This is a genomic window from Afipia sp. GW822-FHT04G07 (assembly GCF_058800765.1).
In genome coordinates, this window is sequence record NZ_JBXAMP010000001.1 from 4,039,272 (window position 1) to 4,056,888 (window position 17,617).

15 protein-coding genes and 1 pseudogene are annotated in these 17,617 nt (G+C 60.2%); 12 read left to right on the top strand and 4 right to left on the bottom strand.

Going from position 1 to position 17,617, the window contains the following annotated elements; all coding sequences use genetic code 11:
• Window positions 1-3 precede the first annotated feature (3 nt).
• On the bottom strand, window positions 4-717 hold the full coding sequence (locus AC1RKJ_RS19660) for a glutathione S-transferase N-terminal domain-containing protein (RefSeq protein WP_492792587.1): 714 nt from the start codon (window positions 715-717) through the stop codon (window positions 4-6).
• 87 nt (window positions 718-804) lie between these two features.
• Between AC1RKJ_RS19660 and AC1RKJ_RS19665 the strand changes: the two genes are divergently transcribed.
• Together AC1RKJ_RS19665 and AC1RKJ_RS19670 are read left to right on the top strand one after the other, a co-directional pair.
• Entirely contained in the window at window positions 805-1,383 is a 579-nt protein-coding gene (locus AC1RKJ_RS19665) for a winged helix DNA-binding protein (RefSeq protein ID WP_492792588.1), read from the top strand.
• Window positions 1,384-1,548: 165 nt separating this feature from the next.
• Window positions 1,549-3,897, top strand: a complete 2,349-nt coding sequence (locus tag AC1RKJ_RS19670; RefSeq protein WP_492792589.1) for a bifunctional salicylyl-CoA 5-hydroxylase/oxidoreductase — start codon at window positions 1,549-1,551, stop codon at window positions 3,895-3,897.
• 21 nt (window positions 3,898-3,918) lie between these two features.
• Here AC1RKJ_RS19670 and AC1RKJ_RS19675 read toward each other — a convergent pair whose 3' ends face one another.
• From AC1RKJ_RS19675 to AC1RKJ_RS19685, 3 genes are all read right to left on the bottom strand, one after another.
• On the bottom strand, window positions 3,919-4,716 hold the full coding sequence (locus AC1RKJ_RS19675; RefSeq protein WP_492792809.1) for an IclR family transcriptional regulator domain-containing protein: 798 nt from the start codon (window positions 4,714-4,716) through the stop codon (window positions 3,919-3,921).
• Window positions 4,717-4,779: 63 nt separating this feature from the next.
• On the bottom strand, window positions 4,780-6,018 hold the full coding sequence (locus AC1RKJ_RS19680; protein WP_492792590.1) for an NAD(P)/FAD-dependent oxidoreductase: 1,239 nt from the start codon (window positions 6,016-6,018) through the stop codon (window positions 4,780-4,782).
• Complete coding sequence (locus AC1RKJ_RS19685) at window positions 6,015-6,341, bottom strand: 2Fe-2S iron-sulfur cluster-binding protein (protein ID WP_492792591.1); 327 nt, start codon at window positions 6,339-6,341, stop codon at window positions 6,015-6,017. The genes AC1RKJ_RS19680 and AC1RKJ_RS19685 overlap by 4 nt, the downstream gene beginning before the upstream one ends.
• A 241-nt stretch (window positions 6,342-6,582) precedes the next feature.
• Between AC1RKJ_RS19685 and AC1RKJ_RS19690 the strand changes: the two genes are divergently transcribed.
• The 10 genes and pseudogenes from AC1RKJ_RS19690 to AC1RKJ_RS19735 form a co-directional block, all read left to right on the top strand.
• Complete coding sequence (locus tag AC1RKJ_RS19690) at window positions 6,583-8,283, top strand: amidohydrolase (protein WP_492792592.1); 1,701 nt, start codon at window positions 6,583-6,585, stop codon at window positions 8,281-8,283.
• A gap of 50 nt (window positions 8,284-8,333) precedes the next feature.
• Window positions 8,334-9,692: an aromatic ring-hydroxylating dioxygenase subunit alpha gene (locus AC1RKJ_RS19695; RefSeq protein ID WP_492792593.1), complete on the top strand. Its 1,359-nt coding sequence runs from the start codon at window positions 8,334-8,336 to the stop codon at window positions 9,690-9,692.
• A gap of 15 nt (window positions 9,693-9,707) precedes the next feature.
• Window positions 9,708-11,165 carry a glutamine synthetase family protein gene (locus tag AC1RKJ_RS19700; RefSeq protein WP_492792594.1) on the top strand — a complete coding sequence of 486 codons (1,458 nt, stop codon included), beginning with the start codon at window positions 9,708-9,710 and terminating at the stop codon, window positions 11,163-11,165.
• Window positions 11,166-11,202: 37 nt separating this feature from the next.
• Window positions 11,203-12,378 carry an ABC transporter substrate-binding protein gene (locus AC1RKJ_RS19705; RefSeq protein ID WP_492792595.1) on the top strand — a complete coding sequence of 392 codons (1,176 nt, stop codon included), beginning with the start codon at window positions 11,203-11,205 and terminating at the stop codon, window positions 12,376-12,378.
• 254 nt (window positions 12,379-12,632) lie between these two features.
• Entirely contained in the window at window positions 12,633-14,180 is a 1,548-nt protein-coding gene (locus tag AC1RKJ_RS19710) for an amidohydrolase (RefSeq protein ID WP_492792596.1), read from the top strand.
• The gene (locus AC1RKJ_RS19715) at window positions 14,180-15,046 is read left to right on the top strand and encodes a branched-chain amino acid ABC transporter permease (protein ID WP_492792597.1); all 867 of its coding nucleotides are present in this window, start codon (window positions 14,180-14,182) and stop codon (window positions 15,044-15,046) included. The genes AC1RKJ_RS19710 and AC1RKJ_RS19715 overlap by 1 nt, the downstream gene beginning before the upstream one ends.
• 1 nt (window position 15,047) lies before the next feature.
• Window positions 15,048-16,049: a branched-chain amino acid ABC transporter permease gene (locus AC1RKJ_RS19720; protein ID WP_492792598.1), complete on the top strand. Its 1,002-nt coding sequence runs from the start codon at window positions 15,048-15,050 to the stop codon at window positions 16,047-16,049.
• The gene (locus tag AC1RKJ_RS19725) at window positions 16,046-16,810 is read left to right on the top strand and encodes an ABC transporter ATP-binding protein (RefSeq protein WP_492792599.1); all 765 of its coding nucleotides are present in this window, start codon (window positions 16,046-16,048) and stop codon (window positions 16,808-16,810) included. The genes AC1RKJ_RS19720 and AC1RKJ_RS19725 overlap by 4 nt, the downstream gene beginning before the upstream one ends.
• Entirely contained in the window at window positions 16,791-17,504 is a 714-nt protein-coding gene (locus tag AC1RKJ_RS19730; protein ID WP_492792600.1) for an ABC transporter ATP-binding protein, read from the top strand. The genes AC1RKJ_RS19725 and AC1RKJ_RS19730 overlap by 20 nt, the downstream gene beginning before the upstream one ends.
• Before the next feature lie 29 nt (window positions 17,505-17,533).
• A pseudogene (locus tag AC1RKJ_RS19735) lies at window positions 17,534-17,617 on the top strand (protocatechuate 3,4-dioxygenase subunit beta); the annotation flags it as partial.

Below are 17,617 nucleotides of genomic sequence, written 5' to 3' on the forward strand. Positions count from 1 at the left end.
CCATCATCGTCGTCCAGGTCCGGTGTCGGAAACACGAGCGCCTTCTGCTCTCGCGAGCCCGTCAAACAGGTCGAGCATCCGTTCGCGCCAGGCTGCGACGATATCGTCGGCCTCCAGTGGATCGAACGCGCTCACGATCCGTGCCCACTGAAAAACACTGAACAGAATGTAGTCGGCGTAGGCAGGCGCATGACCAGACAAAAAGGGCTGCGAACGAAGCGTGGTGCGAGCGGGATCCAGCAGGCGCCGGAACGCCACGATTTCGGTGTCGCGGTTCTCTGCAAGCTTCTCAAGGCTTCCGCGAAAGGCCTTTTCGATTTGACCGCGCAGGTGAATCCCGTCTGCCTCGTCGACGCACGTCATCACGTCGATCATCAGAAGCGGGACGATCCGTGGCACGATCTGCCGGTCGACCCACGAATTGATAAAACGGGCAAGTCCGTGGCCGACCTCTCCACCGAACAGCGAGGGCCGGTCGGGATAGGTGGCCTCCAGATATTCGGCAATCGACCACGAATCCGAAATCACGGTGTCGCCGGCCATAAGGATAGGCACTTTCCCCTGGCCGCTGAAGGCGATGGCAGCCTTGTCGCTGACGCGAACCGGACGGGCTTCGGTATCGAGACCCTTATGAGCCACGGCAAGGCGCGTACGCCAGGAAAACTGGCTGTATCGCCGGTCGTCGCGTCCCCCGAGTTCATACAGGACCAGAGACATTTGCTTTCCCCCTGCCGTCGGCTTGCGCGCTGCTTCCGGATATATTATCTCTTAATCTACAATTGAATTTCAGGGATAAAACACGCAGTGAAATCCGATGTCAAGAATGTTGCCCGGACGCTGCCCGCCGCGTCCCCGCGCGCGAAGAAGGCGCCCGCGCATCTTGCGGCGACAGATCACGAGAAGACGGTCACGGAATTCGAGCAGGCGCTGATCTGCGCGGCTGAATCCTTTTACAGGTTCGCTGGCGCGCTGCTCGGACCGGAGGCGCGCGAGCACAATCTGTCGGGTCAGGACTGTGTTATTCTCCAGCAGCTTATCGTTACGGGGAGTCCGCGCCGTATCGGTGACTTGTTGCGTTTCGCCAACCGTGACGACGTGTCCAATGTGCAGTATTCGCTGCGCAAGCTGATCAAGGCTGGTCTGGTGAAGCAAATCAAGGGTGCGCGGCACCGCGACATGACCTACGCGGCCACACCGCTTGGCGCGCGCGTTTCGGCGCGGCTGGTGTCGCAGCGTCGCGATCTTCTGATGAAGCCGACAAAGGATATTGCCGATCTCGACCGGCAGATGCGCGCGCTCACCGTTTCTCTCGGGTTGCTGACGGGCGTCTACGATCACGGAACGCGGGTGCTCGTGGGGCGAAATCCTGCCGGCGACACGTGATCTTGCTTCGCTACAATGAGCCGCTCTGTCTCCGAGGCCCTTCGCGCTGAGGGCAAACTGGTGTTCTTTGAGGAACTAACGGCCGGATCGCAACCGGGCCTTGCCGTCAAAATGTTTTAGGTTTAAAATAATAATAGGATCGGTCGAAGGTTGGTCGGAGGTTCTATGAAAATCGCGATTATCGGCGGTGGCCCGGCGGGCCTTTACAGTGCGATCCTGCTGAAAAAACAGCGGCCTGCGGCAGAGATTACGGTTTATGAGCGCAACCGGGCCGACGACACGTTCGGCTTTGGCGTGGTGTTCTCCGATGCAACGCTCGATAATTTCGAGAAATACGATCCGCCAAGCTATCGCCGGATCACTCAGGAATTCGCGTACTGGGACGATATCGCCGTTCACTTCAAGGGGACGGTTCGCCGGGTCGGCGGCAACGGATTTTGCGGTTGCTCCCGCCGCACGCTTCTTCTGATCCTGCAGGAGCGGGCGCGCGAACTCGGCGTCACCCTTGTGTTCGAAACCGAAATCGAGAGTGATGTGAATTTTTCCGGCGCCGATCTGATCGTCATTGCCGATGGCATCAACAGCCGGCTCCGCGAGAAATACAAGGATCACTTTGAGCCGGAAATCGATCTTCGCTCGAACAAGTTTACCTGGATGGGTTCGACAAAGCCGCTCGATGCTTTCACCTTCATTTTCCAGGAAACGGAATGGGGCCCGTTCATCGCTCATGCCTATCAGTATGAGGCCGGCCGTTCGGCGTGGATATTCGAGACAGATCCCGAAACGTTCGGGCGGGCAGGTCTCGAAGGCTTGAGCGAAGAACAATCCGCAAAACGCATGGAGCAGATATTCGGCTCCTTCCTCGACGGTCACCCCATTCTGATAAACCGTTCACAGTGGCGAAATTTTCCGATGATCCGCAGCAAGCGCTGGGTCAAGGACAACATGGTGCTGCTCGGCGACGCCAAGGCGACGGCGCATTTCTCGATTGGGTCGGGAACCAAGCTGGCGATGGAAGACGCCATTGCCCTTGCCGACGCCATGAAGGGCGAGAAGACCGTGGCTGCTGCCTTGCAGCAGTATGAAGTCGGCCGTCGCGAAGAGGTGGAGCGAACCCAGCACGCCGCCGACGTCTCGCTGGTCTGGTTCGAGCATGTCGATCGCTTCTGGGATTTCGACCCGGTCCAGTTCGCATTCGGCGTCATGACGCGGTCGAAGGCAATCACTTACGATAACCTCGCGCTACGCGCCCCTGAGTTCGTCGCGGAAGCGGACCGCGTTTTCGCGCAGCAGGTTCGCGCCAAAGGTTTCGATGTCAATGCCGAGAAGCCGGTCGCGCCGATGTTTCAGCCATTCCGTCTCCGCGAGATGGAGGTCGCGAACCGCCTCGTGCTGTCGCCGATGTGCATGTACTCGGCAAAGGAAGGCGTGCCGGGTGATTTTCATCTGGTTCACTATGGGTCGCGAGCGATCGGAGGCACGGGTCTGTTGTTCACCGAAATGACGTGTGTCGGGCGTGATGCGCGGATCACGCACGGCTGCGCCGGGCTCTGGAACGATGAGCAGGAGACCGCCTGGCGGCGTATCGTCGATTTCGTTCACGGAAATTCGGCTGCAAAGATATGTCTGCAACTCGGTCACGCGGGCCGCAAGGGCGCAACGAAACTGATGTGGGAGGGAATCGACCGGCCGCTCGAAGACGGGGGCTGGGAGGTGTTTTCGGCGTCGCCCTTGCCGTATTTTCCGGACAGTCAGGTGCCCCGCGAACTGGACCGCGCGGCCATGACGCGTATCAAGGATGAGTTCGTGCAGGCCGTACAGCGCGGTGATCGCTGTGGTTTCGATATGGCCGAGCTGCATTGCGCCCACGGGTATCTGCTCGCGAGTTTCATCTCGCCGTTGACCAACCGGCGCACCGACGAATATGGCGGGCCGCTTGCGAACCGGCTTCGTTTTCCGCTCGAGGTTTTTGAAGCGATGCGCGCGGCGTGGCCGGCTCATAAGCCGATGTCGGTGCGTATATCGGCGACCGACTGGGCCGAAGGCGGCATCACAGGCGACGACGCGGTGGCGATCGCGCGGGCGTTCGGCGAATCCGGCGTCGACCTTGTCGACATATCGACGGGACAGACCGTGCATGAAGCCCAGCCGGTCTACGGGCGAATGTTCCAGACTCCGTTCTCCGAGCAGGTCCGCAACGAAGCCAAGGTTGCGACCATGTGCGTCGGTAACATCACCACGGCGGATCAGGTGAACACCATTCTTGCCGCCGGGCGCGCCGACTTTGTCGCGCTGGGCAGGCCGCATCTCGTCGATCCCGGATTCACGATGAAGGCTGCCGCCTGGTATGGCGCCGACATGTATTGTCCGCCGCAATACGAGCCTGGCAAGGAACAGATTTTCCGCAACTCGGTGCGCGATCGTCAGGATCTTGACGATCTCAAGATCAAGGCAAAGCCGAGAACGCGTGGAGAACTGAAAGCCGACAAGGATAAGTCGCTCGCGGCCGAATAGTGCGGATAGTTGGGCGCGCGGCTAGACGAGGAGGGGTTTTGCGGCCGCCGCCATGTCCTTGAGCAGCGGAAGGAAACGGTCGATCATTTCACCGGTGGTGATGCGATCGACATGCGCGCCAATATTGGCCGCCGCCACGACCGCGCCGTCGTAACGATGGATGGGGACCGAGATCGAACGGAAACCTGGCTCGGCTTCGCGGTCCACCAGCGAATAGCCTTTGTTGCGGTCCGATATGATGGTCGCGATGACGATGGATTTGTCTGTCACGGTTTCGGGCGTCTGCGCTACGAGCGTCATCGACCCGATCGCCGCCGTCAGTTCGTCGTTCGACAGACGACCCAGCAAGACGCGGCCTACTGACGTGCAATAGGACGGAAGCCGATAGCCGATGTCGATGCCGGCGGAAAAAACCCGCGCTGGACTTGCCCTCGCGACGAAAACGGCTTCCTGCCCGTCCAGGATCGCCAGCGAGCAGACTTCCTTTGCCTTCGTGGAGACGTCGTCCATCAGCGGCTGCATGACGGAGACGATCTGATTGGACGCGAGATAGGCCGAGGCCAGCGCCAGCACGCGCGGCGTCAGCGAGAACAGCCGCTCATCGCCGGCGACGAAACCGGACTTCTGAAGGGTCATGAGGATTCTGCGCGCTGTGGCGCGGGGCAGGCCGGTCGCCTTCGCAATATCGCTTAGCGTCATCGGCCGGCGATCGATGCCGAATGACTGCAGCACACGAAGGCCGCGATCGAGGCTTTCGATAAATTCGCCTCCGTCGCGTCGGGCTTCTTCTTCCTCTGCCGTGCGGTTCATTCGGGGCATGCGGGGACGAACGTTCTTTCCGGTCATGAATCGATCCGGCAGACGAGACCACAATTTACCGGATTATGCACCACCGGCATTCGTTGCTTTCATCAGCGTTTTGAAATCGAACGAGAGGTCGGCGGCCTGTTCCGGCGAGGGGGAAGCGCCACTTCCTATCAGGCGCCGAGCGGCCATTTGATCGCCGGCACGGTTGACGCTGTCGACCGCGCATAGCTTGTCCTGTTTGTAGTAGAAGATCGAGAACTGCCCGTCTTCCAGCGATCCGCGGATGGCGTGCCGGTCGAAATTCCGGGAGATGCCCACCGTCTGGAGTTTCGCTTCATACTGGTCGGACCAGAAGCGCGGCACGCTGTCGTAGGGTCCGGTTTTACCCGCGATGGCGAGACCGGCGGACTTGGCCTGATCTTGGGCATTTTGGACAGATTCCAGACGAAGCCAATCCTGCGCATGGACATTGTAGTGATTGGCGCAGTCGCCAGCCGCGTAGATGCCGGAGTCGTCCGTCATGCCGTGTTCATCGACCACGATGCCGTTGGTGCAGTTCAGCTGCGCGCCGCGGGCGAGTTGATCGTTCGGCAGGCCGCCGATCCCGACGAGGACGAGATCCGCGCGCAAGCGTGCGCCGCCTTGCGTCCTTACGAACGCGGCGCGGCCATCCTGGCCTTCGATTTCTGTTAAGACCTCGTTGAGGCGCACATCGACGCCGTGCTTTTTGTGCAGATCGAGCAGGAATTGCGAGACGACCGGCGAGACCGCGCGTTCGAGCAGCCGCGATGCGCTCTCGATGACGGTTACTTTTTTCCCCAGCTTGCTGGCGGACGCCGCGACCTCGAGGCCGATGAAGCCCCCGCCGATCACCACGATTTCCGCGGCATCCGCCAAACGTGCCTTGAGGTCGATCGCGTCTCGGATCGATCTCAGATAGCAGACGCCGTCGAGGTTTGCGCCGGGCAGCGTCAGGCGCCGTGCGTGCGATCCGGTGCCGATAAACAGTTTGTCGAAATCCAGTTTCGTGTTGCCGTCGAGCACGAGTTGACGGGCACGCCGGTCGATCGCGTTCACGCGTGTTTCAAGCATCAGTTCGATCTGCTTCAGCTTGAAGAACGCGTCGTCCCTGAGGATGAGATGTTCCTGCGTCGTCTTGTCGAGCAGGAAATCCTTGGACAAAGGCGGGCGTTGGTACGGCAGCAAATGTTCGTCGGCGACGACGGTGATGCGCTCAGCGTATCCGGCCTCGCGCGCGGATAAAGCCGCCTGAATGCCTGCATACGACGCGCCGACGACAACGAGTCCGTTCACGACTGCGCCTCCGGAATGTGGACGGTGAGGGATGTCATCGAAGGAGGAAGCTTCAATTGGCAGCTCAGCCGGCTGTTCGGTTTGCGGATGGCTGCGACAGACCCGAGAAGCTCAAGTTCTTGCGGCTGCGGCGAGGCCAGAAGACCGGAATGGCTTTCCTCTACGTAGACGTGGCAAGTCGCGCAATCGAGGCAACCGCCGCATTCGGCATCGATGCCGGAAATGCCGTTGCGGATGGCGGCGAGCATCACGCTTGTCTCTCTGTCGACGATCTCCACGACATTCTCGGTGCCGTCGGGCTGAACGAAAGTAAGGCGTGCCATCGGGACAATTCCGTTCTAGTTACTAAAACGAACATATGGTCGATGATCGAACAAATCAATCCAAAATGATACGACGCCTGTCTTGGCCTCGAACCCGCTTAGCGAGATCACTTTCGCATTTGCAGTATAAATAGGCGACTAGCGCACTCAAATTGCGCTTGCGTGAATTTGAGATTGGAGTCAGTCTAATATAATTCGCACAAATGTTCGGTCAACGAACAATATGCATGGGGAGGCAGAAATGTGGGCAGCGGCGGGTTTCTCTTTGATTGGAATTCTCGGCAGTCTGGTTGCCGCTCAGATCGCGGTTGCGCAGCAGCCCGATCCGAACTCTCCTGAGCTTGTCTTGGTCAATGGAAAAGTCCTGACGATGGACGGCCGATCAACCGTGACTGAAGCGGTCGCTGTTCGTGACGGCAAGATTCTCGCTGTCGGCAACAACGCGACGATCAGGCCGCTGGCCGGGCCGCAGACGCGCGTGATCGATCTCGCTGGCAAGGCGGTCGTTCCTGGACTGATCGACACCCACGCCCATTTCAAGGCCGCCGGCCTTGGAGACTATGTCGTTAATCTCGGCCGGGCAAAAAACGTCGCCGAGGCGCTTGAGGCGATCAAGACGTTCGTGGCGAAGAAAAAACCCGGCGAGTGGATCGTCACCGGTGGTTGGCATCCGCCGTCCCAGCTTGCGGAAAAAAGATATTTGACCCGGCGGGAAATCGACAGCGTGTCTCCGGACAACCCTGTCTACCTGCGCACCGTCGGCCACTTCTCAATGGCCAACAGCATCGCGTTGCAAAAAGCCGGAATAGACAAGACCACGCCAAATCCGAGCGGGGGATCGTTCGAGAAGGACGCGGCGGGTGAATTGACCGGCGTTCTCGTTGAGACTGCGATTCCGCTGGTCGAAGATCTTGTGCCTCCTTATTCCGAGGACGACGAGATTCGCCAGTACACTCTGGCAGAGAAGGCCCTGAACAGTTTCGGAATCACGAGCGCTGTCGAAGGCGCGACCAGTCCGCGCGATCTGCGCACGCTTGAGAAGATCGTGCTTTCCGGAAACGCCACGCTGCGTGTCGGCGCCATGTTTCGTCCCGAGCCGCCGGCCGAAATGTCGGCGTGGGAAGCGATCATGAGCGGCAACGGAGCGGCGTCTGGCTTCGGGGACGATTGGCTGAGATTCGGCGGCATCAAGATTTTCTACGATGGCGGCATGACCCTCAAGACGGCGTTGACGCGCGACGTCTATCCTGAGTCCCATGACCACTATCATGGTATTGCCCAGCAGACGCCGGAGCGGCTCAAGCAACTGGTGTCGATCGCCAACAAGTTCAACTGGCGCGTTGGCGTCCATGTTGTCGGAGATCTGGGTATCGATCATGCGCTGGACGCGTTCGAAGCCGCCGACAAGGAAAAGTCGATCAAGGACCAGCGGTTTGTCCTGATCCACGCCAGCCTGATCCGGCCTGAACAGATGGAGCGTGCACGCAAGCTGGGCGTTCGCATCGACTTCCAGAACGTGTTCATGTGGGACAAGGCCGCAACCGTCGAGCGCTTCCTCGGAAAAGCGACCGCAGATCGTGCGTTGCCGACCAGGACGCTGATCGACAAGATGGGCATGGACAATCTCGGCGCGGGGACCGACTTCCCGGTCAATCCCATCAATCCGTTCCTCAATATGTATATCATGGTCACGCGGAAGGACCCGGCCGGCAAGGTGTATGGTGCGTCGGAAGCCATCAGCCGGGAGCATGCGCTGCGGCTCTATACGAGTTCGGCGTCGCATTACATGTTCGATGAAGGGCGGAAGGGCACGCTTGAACCCGGAAAGCTCGCCGACCTTGCGGTTCTGTCGGCGGACCCGATGACCGTGCCGGACGAGCAGATCAAGGACATCAAGGCCGACATGACGATGGTTGGCGGCAAGATCGTGTTTCAGCGCTGAGTTGCGTAACGTCGGGCAACTCGTACCAGAATTAAAGGGAGACTCTCGCCATGATGAGCCAGGAGCAGAACGATCTGATCACCTGTACGGGCCCGGCCGACCCCGCAGGAAAACTGATGCGGATGTATTGGCAGCCCGCGGCGCTGGTTGACGAACTCGAAGGCCCAAGGCCGATCAGGGCGGTCAAGTTGCTCGGGGAAAACTTCGTGCTGTTCCGCGACGAGCAGGGCCGTTACGGGCTGATGGATCGCGATTGCCCGCATCGTGGCGCCGACCTCGCGTTCGGCCGGCTCGAAAACGGCGGACTGCGTTGCGCTTTCCATGGCTGGCTGTTCGACGTTCAAGGCAACTGCCTCGAGACGCCGGCCGAACCGGTCGGGTCATCGCTGTGCAAGAACATCAAGCAGCGTGCTTATCCCGTGGTCGAGAAGGGCGGCATCCTGTGGGCCTATCTGGGCGAGGGCGAGCCGCCTGCGTTTCCCGAGATTGACTGCTTTGTCGCGCCCGATGCCTACACCTTCGCGTTCAAGGGTCTGATCGACTGCAACTGGCTTCAGGCGCTTGAAGTCGGCATCGATCCGGCGCACGCATCGTTTCTGCACAGGTTCTTCGAGGATGAAGATCTGGAGAAATCCTACGGCAAGCAATTCCGCGGTGCGTCCGCAGGCAGCGACATGCCGATGACAAAAATCCTGCGCGAATATGATCGTCCGATCATCAATGTCGAGAAGACCGAGTACGGCCTTCGTCTGGTCGCGTTGCGCCAGATCGACGACGAGTGCACCCATGTGCGCGTCACCAATCAATTGTTTCCGCAGGGTTTCGTTATTCCCATGAGCCAGGAAATGACGATCACCCAATGGCATGTCCCGGTCGACGACACCCATTGCTATTGGTATGCGATTTTCACCAGTTACTCGACGCCGGTCGACAAGAAGAAAATGCGCGAGCAACGTCTGGAATTGTACGAGTTGCCCGACTACAAGTCGCGGCGCAACAAGACCAACGATTACGGTTTCGATCCGCACGAGCAGGCCACCGAGACCTATACCGGCATGGGACTGGACATCAACGTGCACGACCAGTGGGCCGTGGAGTCGATGGGGCCGATCCAGAACCGCACCCGCGAACATCTCGGGCAGTCGGACAAGGCAATCATTCAGTATCGCCGGCTGTTGCGGCAGGAAATCGAAAAGGTCGCTGCAGGCGGCAAGCCGCTACTGTTTCTCGATGAGGCGCATGCGCGCAGTATTCAGGGGCCAGCGACGATGGACGGCATCGGCCCGACGCGCGGCTGGGAAACCTACTGGATGGAGGTCGACGTCAAGCGGCGGAGGGGCGCGCCGTGGGCCGCGCCCGTTCCGGCCGAAATCGCCGCAAAGGTGCCGCACCTGTCCGCGGCCGAGTAAGGTCTGGCCGCGCAAATGTCAGGGAAAGCAACGTCGTTGAGCTTTGTCGCACGACACCGCCTCTGGTCCGCAGAGCAGCAGGAGGCAGCTGTCCGCCTTCGGCGGATCGTCGAGGAAAAAGGTATTGAGACAATCCGGCTGTCGTTTCCGGACCAGCACGGAATCCTGCGCGGCAAGACGCTGATCGCAAGCGAGGCGTTGCGCACGCTTGAAAGCGGCTGCTCGATCACGACCACGATGCTCGCGAAAGATACGTCGCATCGCACCGTGTTCCCGGTGTTCACCGCCGGCGGCGGGTTCGGGATGACGGAAATGCAGGGCGCCGCCGACGTCCTGATGATCCCCGATCCGACAACCTTTCGCGTTCTGCCCTGGGCACCCGCGACGGGCTGGATCCTGTGTGACCTTCACTTTGCCGATGGCCGCCCGGTGCCGTTCGCGACGCGCGGTCTCTACAAGTCGGTGCTGAACACGCTGTCTCAGCGCGGCTATGATTTCGTGGCTGGTCTTGAAGTCGAATTTCACGTCTTCAAGGTGGATGATCCGCGAATGGCGCCGACGGATGCCGGGCAGCCGGGAGAGCCGCCTGCCGTGAGCCTGCTCTCGCACGGCTACCAGTACCTCACCGAGCAGCGTTACGATCAGATGGAGCCGGTGCTCGAACTGATCCGGCGCGATGTCGTGGCGCTAGGATTGCCGCTGCGGTCGATCGAGGTCGAATTCGGCCCCAGCCAGTGCGAATTTACCTTCGCGCCGACGGTCGGACTCGATCCAGCCGACACGATGGTTCTGTTTCGCAGCGCGGTGAAACAGATCTGCCACCGCCATGGCTATCACGCCACCTTCATGTGCCGCCCGCGCATTCCCAATGTCGTGTCGTCGGGCTGGCATTTGCATCAGTCGCTGGTCTCCCGCGCCGATGGCCGGAATGCTTTCATGTCCGACACCGACGGGGAATTCCTGTCGGATTTCGGCAAGGGCTATCTCGGCGGGCTGCTCGAACATGCGCGTGCGGCGACGGTGTTCACAACGCCGACGATCAACGGTTACAAGCGCTACCGGTCCTATTCGTTAGCACCCGACCGTGCGATCTGGGCGCGGGACAATCGTGGTGTCATGATACGCGTGCTGGGCGGCCCCAAAGACCCGGCCACCCGGCTCGAGAACCGCGTCGGCGAGCCTGCCGCCAACCCGTATCTTTATATGGCGTCGCAAATCCTGTCGGGGCTGGACGGTGTGGACCGCTCCATTGACCCGGGCCCCTCAGCCGATACACCTTATGAAACCAAGGCCAGCCTGCTGCCGAAATCGCTGCGAGAGGCTGTCTTTGCGTTGAATGATGATCCATTCTTCAGGACCGCAATGGGCGCGGAATTGGTAGACTATTACGTGCACATCAAGAATGCCGAGATCGAGCGCTTCCAGGCCGAAGTCACCGAGTGGGAGCAGCGAGAATATTTCGAGATGTTTTGATAAACAAAAGCAAAGAAACCGGAGCAGGGGACTAAACATGAAAAAGGCAGTGAAATACGCGTTTACGCTGGCGGTTGCTGGATTGATGTCAGGGGCGGCCTATGCCGACGTGATCAAGGTCGGCGTCATCGGCACCATGTCCGGGCCGTATGCGTTGTTCGGTCAGAACTTCAAGGCGGGCATCGATGCCTGGGTGGCGGAGCACGGCTCCAAGGTCGCGGGGCACGACGTCGAATTCATCTACCGCGATGAAGAATCGCCGAACCCGGCAAAGTCCAAGGCGCTTGCCCAGGAACTTCTGGTCAAGGACAAGGTGCAGTATATCGCCGGCCTCTATTTCACACCGAACGCCATGGCGGTCGCGCCCCTGCTTGAAGAAGCGAAGACGCCCATGATCGTCTTCAATGCTGCGACGTCGTCCATCGTGGAGAAGAGCCCGTATATCGTTCGCACGTCGTTTACGATGTGGCAGAACACCGTTCCCGCCGCCAAGGTTGCGAAAGCGAAGGGTGCGAAGAAGGTCGCCATCGCCGTCAGCGATTACGGTCCGGGCGTCGATGCGGAGGCGGCTTTCAAAAAGACCTTTGAGGCAGAAGGCGGCGCGATTGTCGAAGCGATCCGTATGCCCCTCAACACCACCGATTTCAGCCCGATCATGCAGCGTATCAAAAGCTCTGGCGCAGATACGATCTTCACGTTCTTGCCCGCCGGTCCGCCGACGCTTGGTTTTGTGAAAGGCTATATCGACAACGGTTTGAAGGCAGGTGGTGTCAAACTGATCTCGCTCGGCGACGTGTTGACCGAACCCGATCTGCCGAATATCGGCGAGAACGGCCTCGGCCTGCTGTCCACCTACCACTATGCGGTGTCGCACGACTCGCCCGAGAACAAGGCGTTCCTCGCACTGCTCGCGAAGGTCGGCACCAAGCTCGATGACGTGACTATGACCTCGGTGGCTGCCTATGACGGCGCGCGCGTGATCTACAAGATGATCGAGGCCACCAAGGGTCAGCGCGATCCTGAGAAAGCCGTTGCCGCGGTCAAGGGGATGAAGTGGGTCAGCCCGCGTGGGCCTGTGTCCATCGATCCGACGACGCGTCACATCACACAGAACATTTATTTGCGTGAAGTTGCAAAGAAGGACGGAAAATTGATCAACAAGGAGCTTCAGACATTCGAAGCTCAGCCCGATTGGGCGCTGGTCAAGAACTGATTCAGGCCGTCACACAGGATTGGCGCGAGTCTCTCGCGTCAATCCTTCAAGCATGATCCCGAAAGCCGAGATCGGCTTTCGGCAATGATCGTGCCCAAACAAAAAACGAACACGAGTTGATTCAGGAGACCTGCATCGGCTCCAGCCAGAATGAGCGGATTGACCGAGCGATGTCACACTGCCTGGATTCTCTGCGAGTCGTCAACGCGCGGATCTATCGATCTGCCGACGATGTCTGGCCGGCGAACGCTCTTGTGACCCGTGGGGGCGTCATCCATTGGGTTGGCGATAAGGATGATGCGCCCGTTGCCGCGCGCACGATCGACATGCAGGGCGCCACGATCATTCCCGGCCTGACGGATGCCCATGTGCATCTGTTTGCGATCGCCCACGAACGGCAGCAGATTCATCTCGGTAATCAGGGCGTCCGCACCGTTTCGGATGTTTTACGCCAGTTGTCAGCGGCGGCATTGGCAACGCCACCAGGACAATGGATCAGAGCCGTCGGTTTTGACGAGAACAATCTCGCCGAGCACCGTTATCCGACGCGGGACGAAGTCGACGCCGTTGCGCCCGATCACCCCGTGATCATTCGCCGGTTTTGCGGGCACACAGCGATCCTCAACAGCGCGGCATTGCAACTACTGAGAGTCGGCGACGGTGTATCGGACCCGGCGGGCGGGTCGTTCGGCCGCGATGCGGCCGGCCGGCTGGATGGCAGCGCCAAGGAAAGCGCGGCGGAGGTCATATTCCGGGCGATCCCGCACATCGACCGCGTCGCGATGGTCAGGTCGTTGCGCGATACAATCGATGACAGCATCCGGATGGGCCTGACCGCCGCCGTCGAGGCCGCGGTTGGATTCACCAGCGGTTTCGACGAAGAATTTTCGGTATGGAATTTGCTACGTCAGGATTTGGCGTTTTCTCCGATGCGCCTCGGGTTCATGTATCAGCTCGATCCGAAAGACGCTGCGGTCCGCGGTCTCACCCCGGGCCGCGATCCTGACTGGCAGGCGATGACGTTGAAATTTTTTGCCGATGGCATTGTCGGTGCGCGCACGGCGGCGGTTACCGCGCCGTTTGCCGATACGAAATCGCAGGGCTTCTTCATGCGCGACGAGGACGACCTTGAGCGCGTGATCGTCGAGGCGCATCTCGGCGGCTGGCAGACTGCGACGCATTGCGTGGGCGACCGCGCGTCTGCACGCGTCATCGCGGCATTCGAAAAAGCGGAAAAGGCGTTGCCGGGACAAAAGCCGCGTCACCGCATTGAGCACTATTTCTGTCCGCCCGCCGGTGGCCTCGCGCGCATGAAGGCGCTCGACGCTCTCGTGGTCACGCAGCCGAGTTTTCTCACGCGAATGCGGCGATCGATTCTCGAGGCATTCGGCCCGGACGCCCATACAAAATATCCCGCGCGGTCCGTGATCGACGCCGGCGTGACTTATGTCGGAAGCTCCGACGCGCCGACCGGGCACGTCTCGCCATGGGTCGGGATGGCGAATGCGGTAGACCGCGGGGCGTCGCTGGGGACACCGATCGGTGCTAGCGAAGCGTTGACCCGCCGCCAGGCCGTCGGGAGTTACGTGCATGGCGGTGCTTTCGCGATGAAACAGGAGGACTGGCGCGGCACGCTTGCTCCCGGAATGGCCGCGGACTTTGTCGCTGTTGACCACGATCCCTTTGAGGAATCCACCGATCTCGCCGCGACGAAAGTCCTGATGACGGTGCTGCGGGGCGTCGTGCGTCATGATCTGCTCTCGGCAGGCCATGCCGTCGCGATGCAGGCGGAGGTTCACTGATGCTGACGGCGCTGAGCATTGTGGTGGACGCGTTTGCCTACGGCATGGTGCTGTTCACGATTTCCATCGGCCTGTCGATCATGATGGGATTGATGCGTGTCGTGAACCTCGCTCACGGCGCGTTCGCCATGATCGGCGGTTATCTCGCGTCCTATGCATTGAAGACGATGGGCGTCAGCTATCCGATTGCCATTGCGGTCGCTGTCATTGGTACGATTATCATCTCGATCCCGTTCGAGGTTCTTCTCTACCGGCGTATCTACCGAAAATCCGATCCTTTGCTTCAGGTGCTGCTCACCATCGGGATCACCTTCGTCATCATCGGGTTGTCGAACTTCGTCCTCGGGCCGACATCGAAGCCGATACCTCTGCCGGCGGCGCTGAGCGGTCCGTTCGATATCGGATTCCGCATGATCGCGACGCATCGGTTGCTGGTGATCGCGTGCGGACTTGTGACGGCGTTGCTGCTGTGGTTGCTGATCGACAAGACCGAATTCGGCGTGCGGATGCGCGCCGCGGTCGATAACGGCGACATGGCGGAGTCGCTCGGCATTCGCACGCAGTGGATCTACTCGGCGACCTTCGCGCTCGCGGTCGGTCTGGCGGCGTTCGGTGGCGTGCTCGGTGCGGAAATGCTGCCGATCGAGCCGTTCTATGCGCTTCGCTATATGGTGACATTTCTGGTCGTCGTGTCGGTGGGCGGCGCGGGATCGATTCTCGGTGCGCTTTCGGCGTCGCTGTTTCTGGGGCTAGCGGATACGACCGGAAAATATCTCGCGCCAGAGTATGGCGAGTTCTTTTTCTATCTCGCTGTGATCCTGACCGTGTTCCTGTTTCCACGCGGTCTTCTCGGGCGGGCGCACTGACATGACCGAACAGATCATCAAATCCGACGTCCCGCGGCAGGGAATTCCGTTCCAGGCGGAAGCCTATGGACTGTTGACGGTCGCGGTCGTGGGAGCGATTGGCTATTTCGCATTTCCTGACGATCTTGCGTTTCTGACGCGCCTCATCAGCATCACGTTCCTTGTTCTGTCGCTCGATCTGGTCACGGGCTATTGCGGCGTCGCCACGCTGGGCCACGCTGCACTCTTCGGCGTCAGCGCTTATGCCGTGGGAAATGCCTGCATCGCCGGGGTCACAAACCCGCTGATGCTGTTGGCGATCGGGGCTTTTACCGGCACCTGCATGGGTCTCATTTCCGGTGCGCTCATCACGCGCTTTCAGGGATTGCCACAACTCGTTCTTTCCATCGCCATCGGCCAACTCGTCAGTTCGCTCGCGAACAAGCTGGCGTCGTGGACCGGCGGCAGCGACGGCTTGTCCGGGATAACGCCCGCGCCGATATTCGGGGTGTTCTCGTTCGATATGTACAGCCGCACATCATACGTCTTTTCGCTGGTGACGCTCGCGATCGTCATGACGCTGTTGCTGCGTTTCGTTCGGTCGCCGTTCGGCTTGTTATGCCGCGGCATCAAGGACGACAGCCTGCGTGCGCTGATGATCGGCGCGTCGGCCTATCCAAGACTTGTGATCATGTACGGCGTGTCGGGTGTGGTCGCGGGGCTTGGTGGTGCGCTGATGGCGATCAATACGGGTGTGGTGGGACTGGATAGCGTGAGCTTTGAGCGATCCGCCGAAGTGCTGGTCATGCTGGTGCTGGGTGGCGCGGGAAATCTGTGGGGTGCATTGGCCGGCGCGGTGATTTTCCAGATCTTCGAGCACATCGTCTCGGCCGCAAATCCGTTCCACTGGATGACGCTGGTTGGCTTGCTTCTGATCGTCATTGTTATTTTTGCCCCGCGGGGCCTTGGACATGGCGTCGTCACGCTCTGGGATGCGCTCTCGCGGCGGAGGTCACGCCGATGAGCCCGCTGCTCGAGTTGCGGAATCTTTCCAGGTCTTTCGGCGGACTCCACGTCAATCGCGACGTGTCGTTCAGCCTCGGCAAAGGCGACCGCGTGGCGCTGATCGGTCCGAACGGTGCGGGCAAGACCACGCTTGTCAACGTTATCTCCGGCGATCTCGCTCCATCGGATGGCCAAATTCTGTTCGAGGGAGAAGATCTGACGGCGGTTTCGATCCCGGGACGTGTCCGCAAGGGACTGGCGCGGACGTTTCAGATCACGCGGCTGTTCACCAGTCTGACCGTGGCGGAGAATGTCGCGCTTGCGGTCATGCAGCGTAAAGGCATCACGCGCCGCTTCTTTTCACCGGGGACCTTCGTGCCCGAGGTGCGCGAAGAGTGGATGCATATCCTCGGCATGCTGGGGATTGCGCATCTCTATCATTTTCCCGTCTCGGAACTTGCCTATGGGCAGCAGCGCTTGCTCGATCTTGCGATCGGCCTCGCGCTGACGCCGAAAGTTCTGCTGCTCGACGAGCCGGCCGCCGGCGTTCCGCACGATGAAGCACCGAAGATTCTGGAGGCGATCAATCGCCTGCCGTCCGACATCGCAGTTCTCATGATCGATCACGACATGGACCTCGTTTTCAGGTTCGCCAAGCGCGTGCTCGTGCTGGCGAACGGTCGCCTGATCTTTGAGGGCAGTCCGGCGGACGTCACGAAAGACGATGAAGTGCGCCGCGCCTATCTGGGGAGTTACGCCGATGCCAGCCGCACGGCTTGAAGTGCAGCATTTGAGCGCGGGCTATGGCCCGACGCAGATCGTCTCGGAGATGTCGTTCGACGTTCCGGCTGGCGGGCGTCTCGCGATTCTCGGGCGCAACGGGGTCGGGAAAACGACACTGCTTGCGACGCTGATGGGGCTTTCGACGCAGCATCATGGATGCATTCTCGCCGATGGGGAGGACATCAGCGGATTACGGACATCGGTGCGCGCGTTGCGCGGGATGGGATACGTGCCGCAGACCCGCGATATTTTCCGGTCTTTGACTGTCGAAGAGAATCTCTCAACCGGTCTCAAGCAGCGGGAACGCAGCGCGATCTCAGAGATGTACGACATGTTTCCGCGGCTGGCGGAGCGGCGGCGTCATTTCGGGATGCAATTGTCGGGAGGCGAGCAGCAAATGCTTGCGATGGCGCGGACCCTCCTGGGCAAGCCGTCGATCCTGCTGTTGGATGAACCGCTTGAGGGCCTCGCACCGGTGATCTGCGACCAGTTGATGGAAACGATTTCCCTGCTTGCCACCAGCGGCGATATGACCATTGTTTTGGTCGAACAGCAGATCGAGCGCGCGCTGAATTTCGCGGACCGCGTTATGGTGGTTGAACGCGGGCGCGCGGTCTGGGAAGGGCTATCCGAGGAGTTGAAGTCCGACCGGCCTCTGGTAAACAAGCTGCTTGGTGTGGGAATCCACTGATCGAGCGCTGCGATGCGGGAGGACAACCGATGACTTTGATCTATCCGCGCGAGAGCAATCTCGCGCACGCGCCGCGGCTGTCGCCTGACTACAAGAGCACGGTCAAGCGTTCG

Coding starts and splice junctions, on each gene's coding strand:
- AC1RKJ_RS19695 (WP_492792593.1), top strand. CDS start 8,334: ATGATGAGCCAGGAGCAGAACGATCTGATCACCTGTACGGGCCCGGCC.
- AC1RKJ_RS19700 (WP_492792594.1), top strand. CDS start 9,708: ATGTCAGGGAAAGCAACGTCGTTGAGCTTTGTCGCACGACACCGCCTC.
- AC1RKJ_RS19730 (WP_492792600.1), top strand. CDS start 16,791: ATGCCAGCCGCACGGCTTGAAGTGCAGCATTTGAGCGCGGGCTATGGC.
- AC1RKJ_RS19685 (WP_492792591.1), bottom strand. CDS start 6,341: ATGGCACGCCTTACTTTCGTTCAGCCCGACGGCACCGAGAATGTCGTG.
- AC1RKJ_RS19705 (WP_492792595.1), top strand. CDS start 11,203: ATGAAAAAGGCAGTGAAATACGCGTTTACGCTGGCGGTTGCTGGATTG.
- AC1RKJ_RS19725 (WP_492792599.1), top strand. CDS start 16,046: ATGAGCCCGCTGCTCGAGTTGCGGAATCTTTCCAGGTCTTTCGGCGGA.
- AC1RKJ_RS19660 (WP_492792587.1), bottom strand. CDS start 717: ATGTCTCTGGTCCTGTATGAACTCGGGGGACGCGACGACCGGCGATAC.
- AC1RKJ_RS19670 (WP_492792589.1), top strand. CDS start 1,549: ATGAAAATCGCGATTATCGGCGGTGGCCCGGCGGGCCTTTACAGTGCG.
- AC1RKJ_RS19715 (WP_492792597.1), top strand. CDS start 14,180: ATGCTGACGGCGCTGAGCATTGTGGTGGACGCGTTTGCCTACGGCATG.
- AC1RKJ_RS19675 (WP_492792809.1), bottom strand. CDS start 4,716: ATGCCCCGAATGAACCGCACGGCAGAGGAAGAAGAAGCCCGACGCGAC.
- AC1RKJ_RS19690 (WP_492792592.1), top strand. CDS start 6,583: ATGTGGGCAGCGGCGGGTTTCTCTTTGATTGGAATTCTCGGCAGTCTG.
- AC1RKJ_RS19720 (WP_492792598.1), top strand. CDS start 15,048: ATGACCGAACAGATCATCAAATCCGACGTCCCGCGGCAGGGAATTCCG.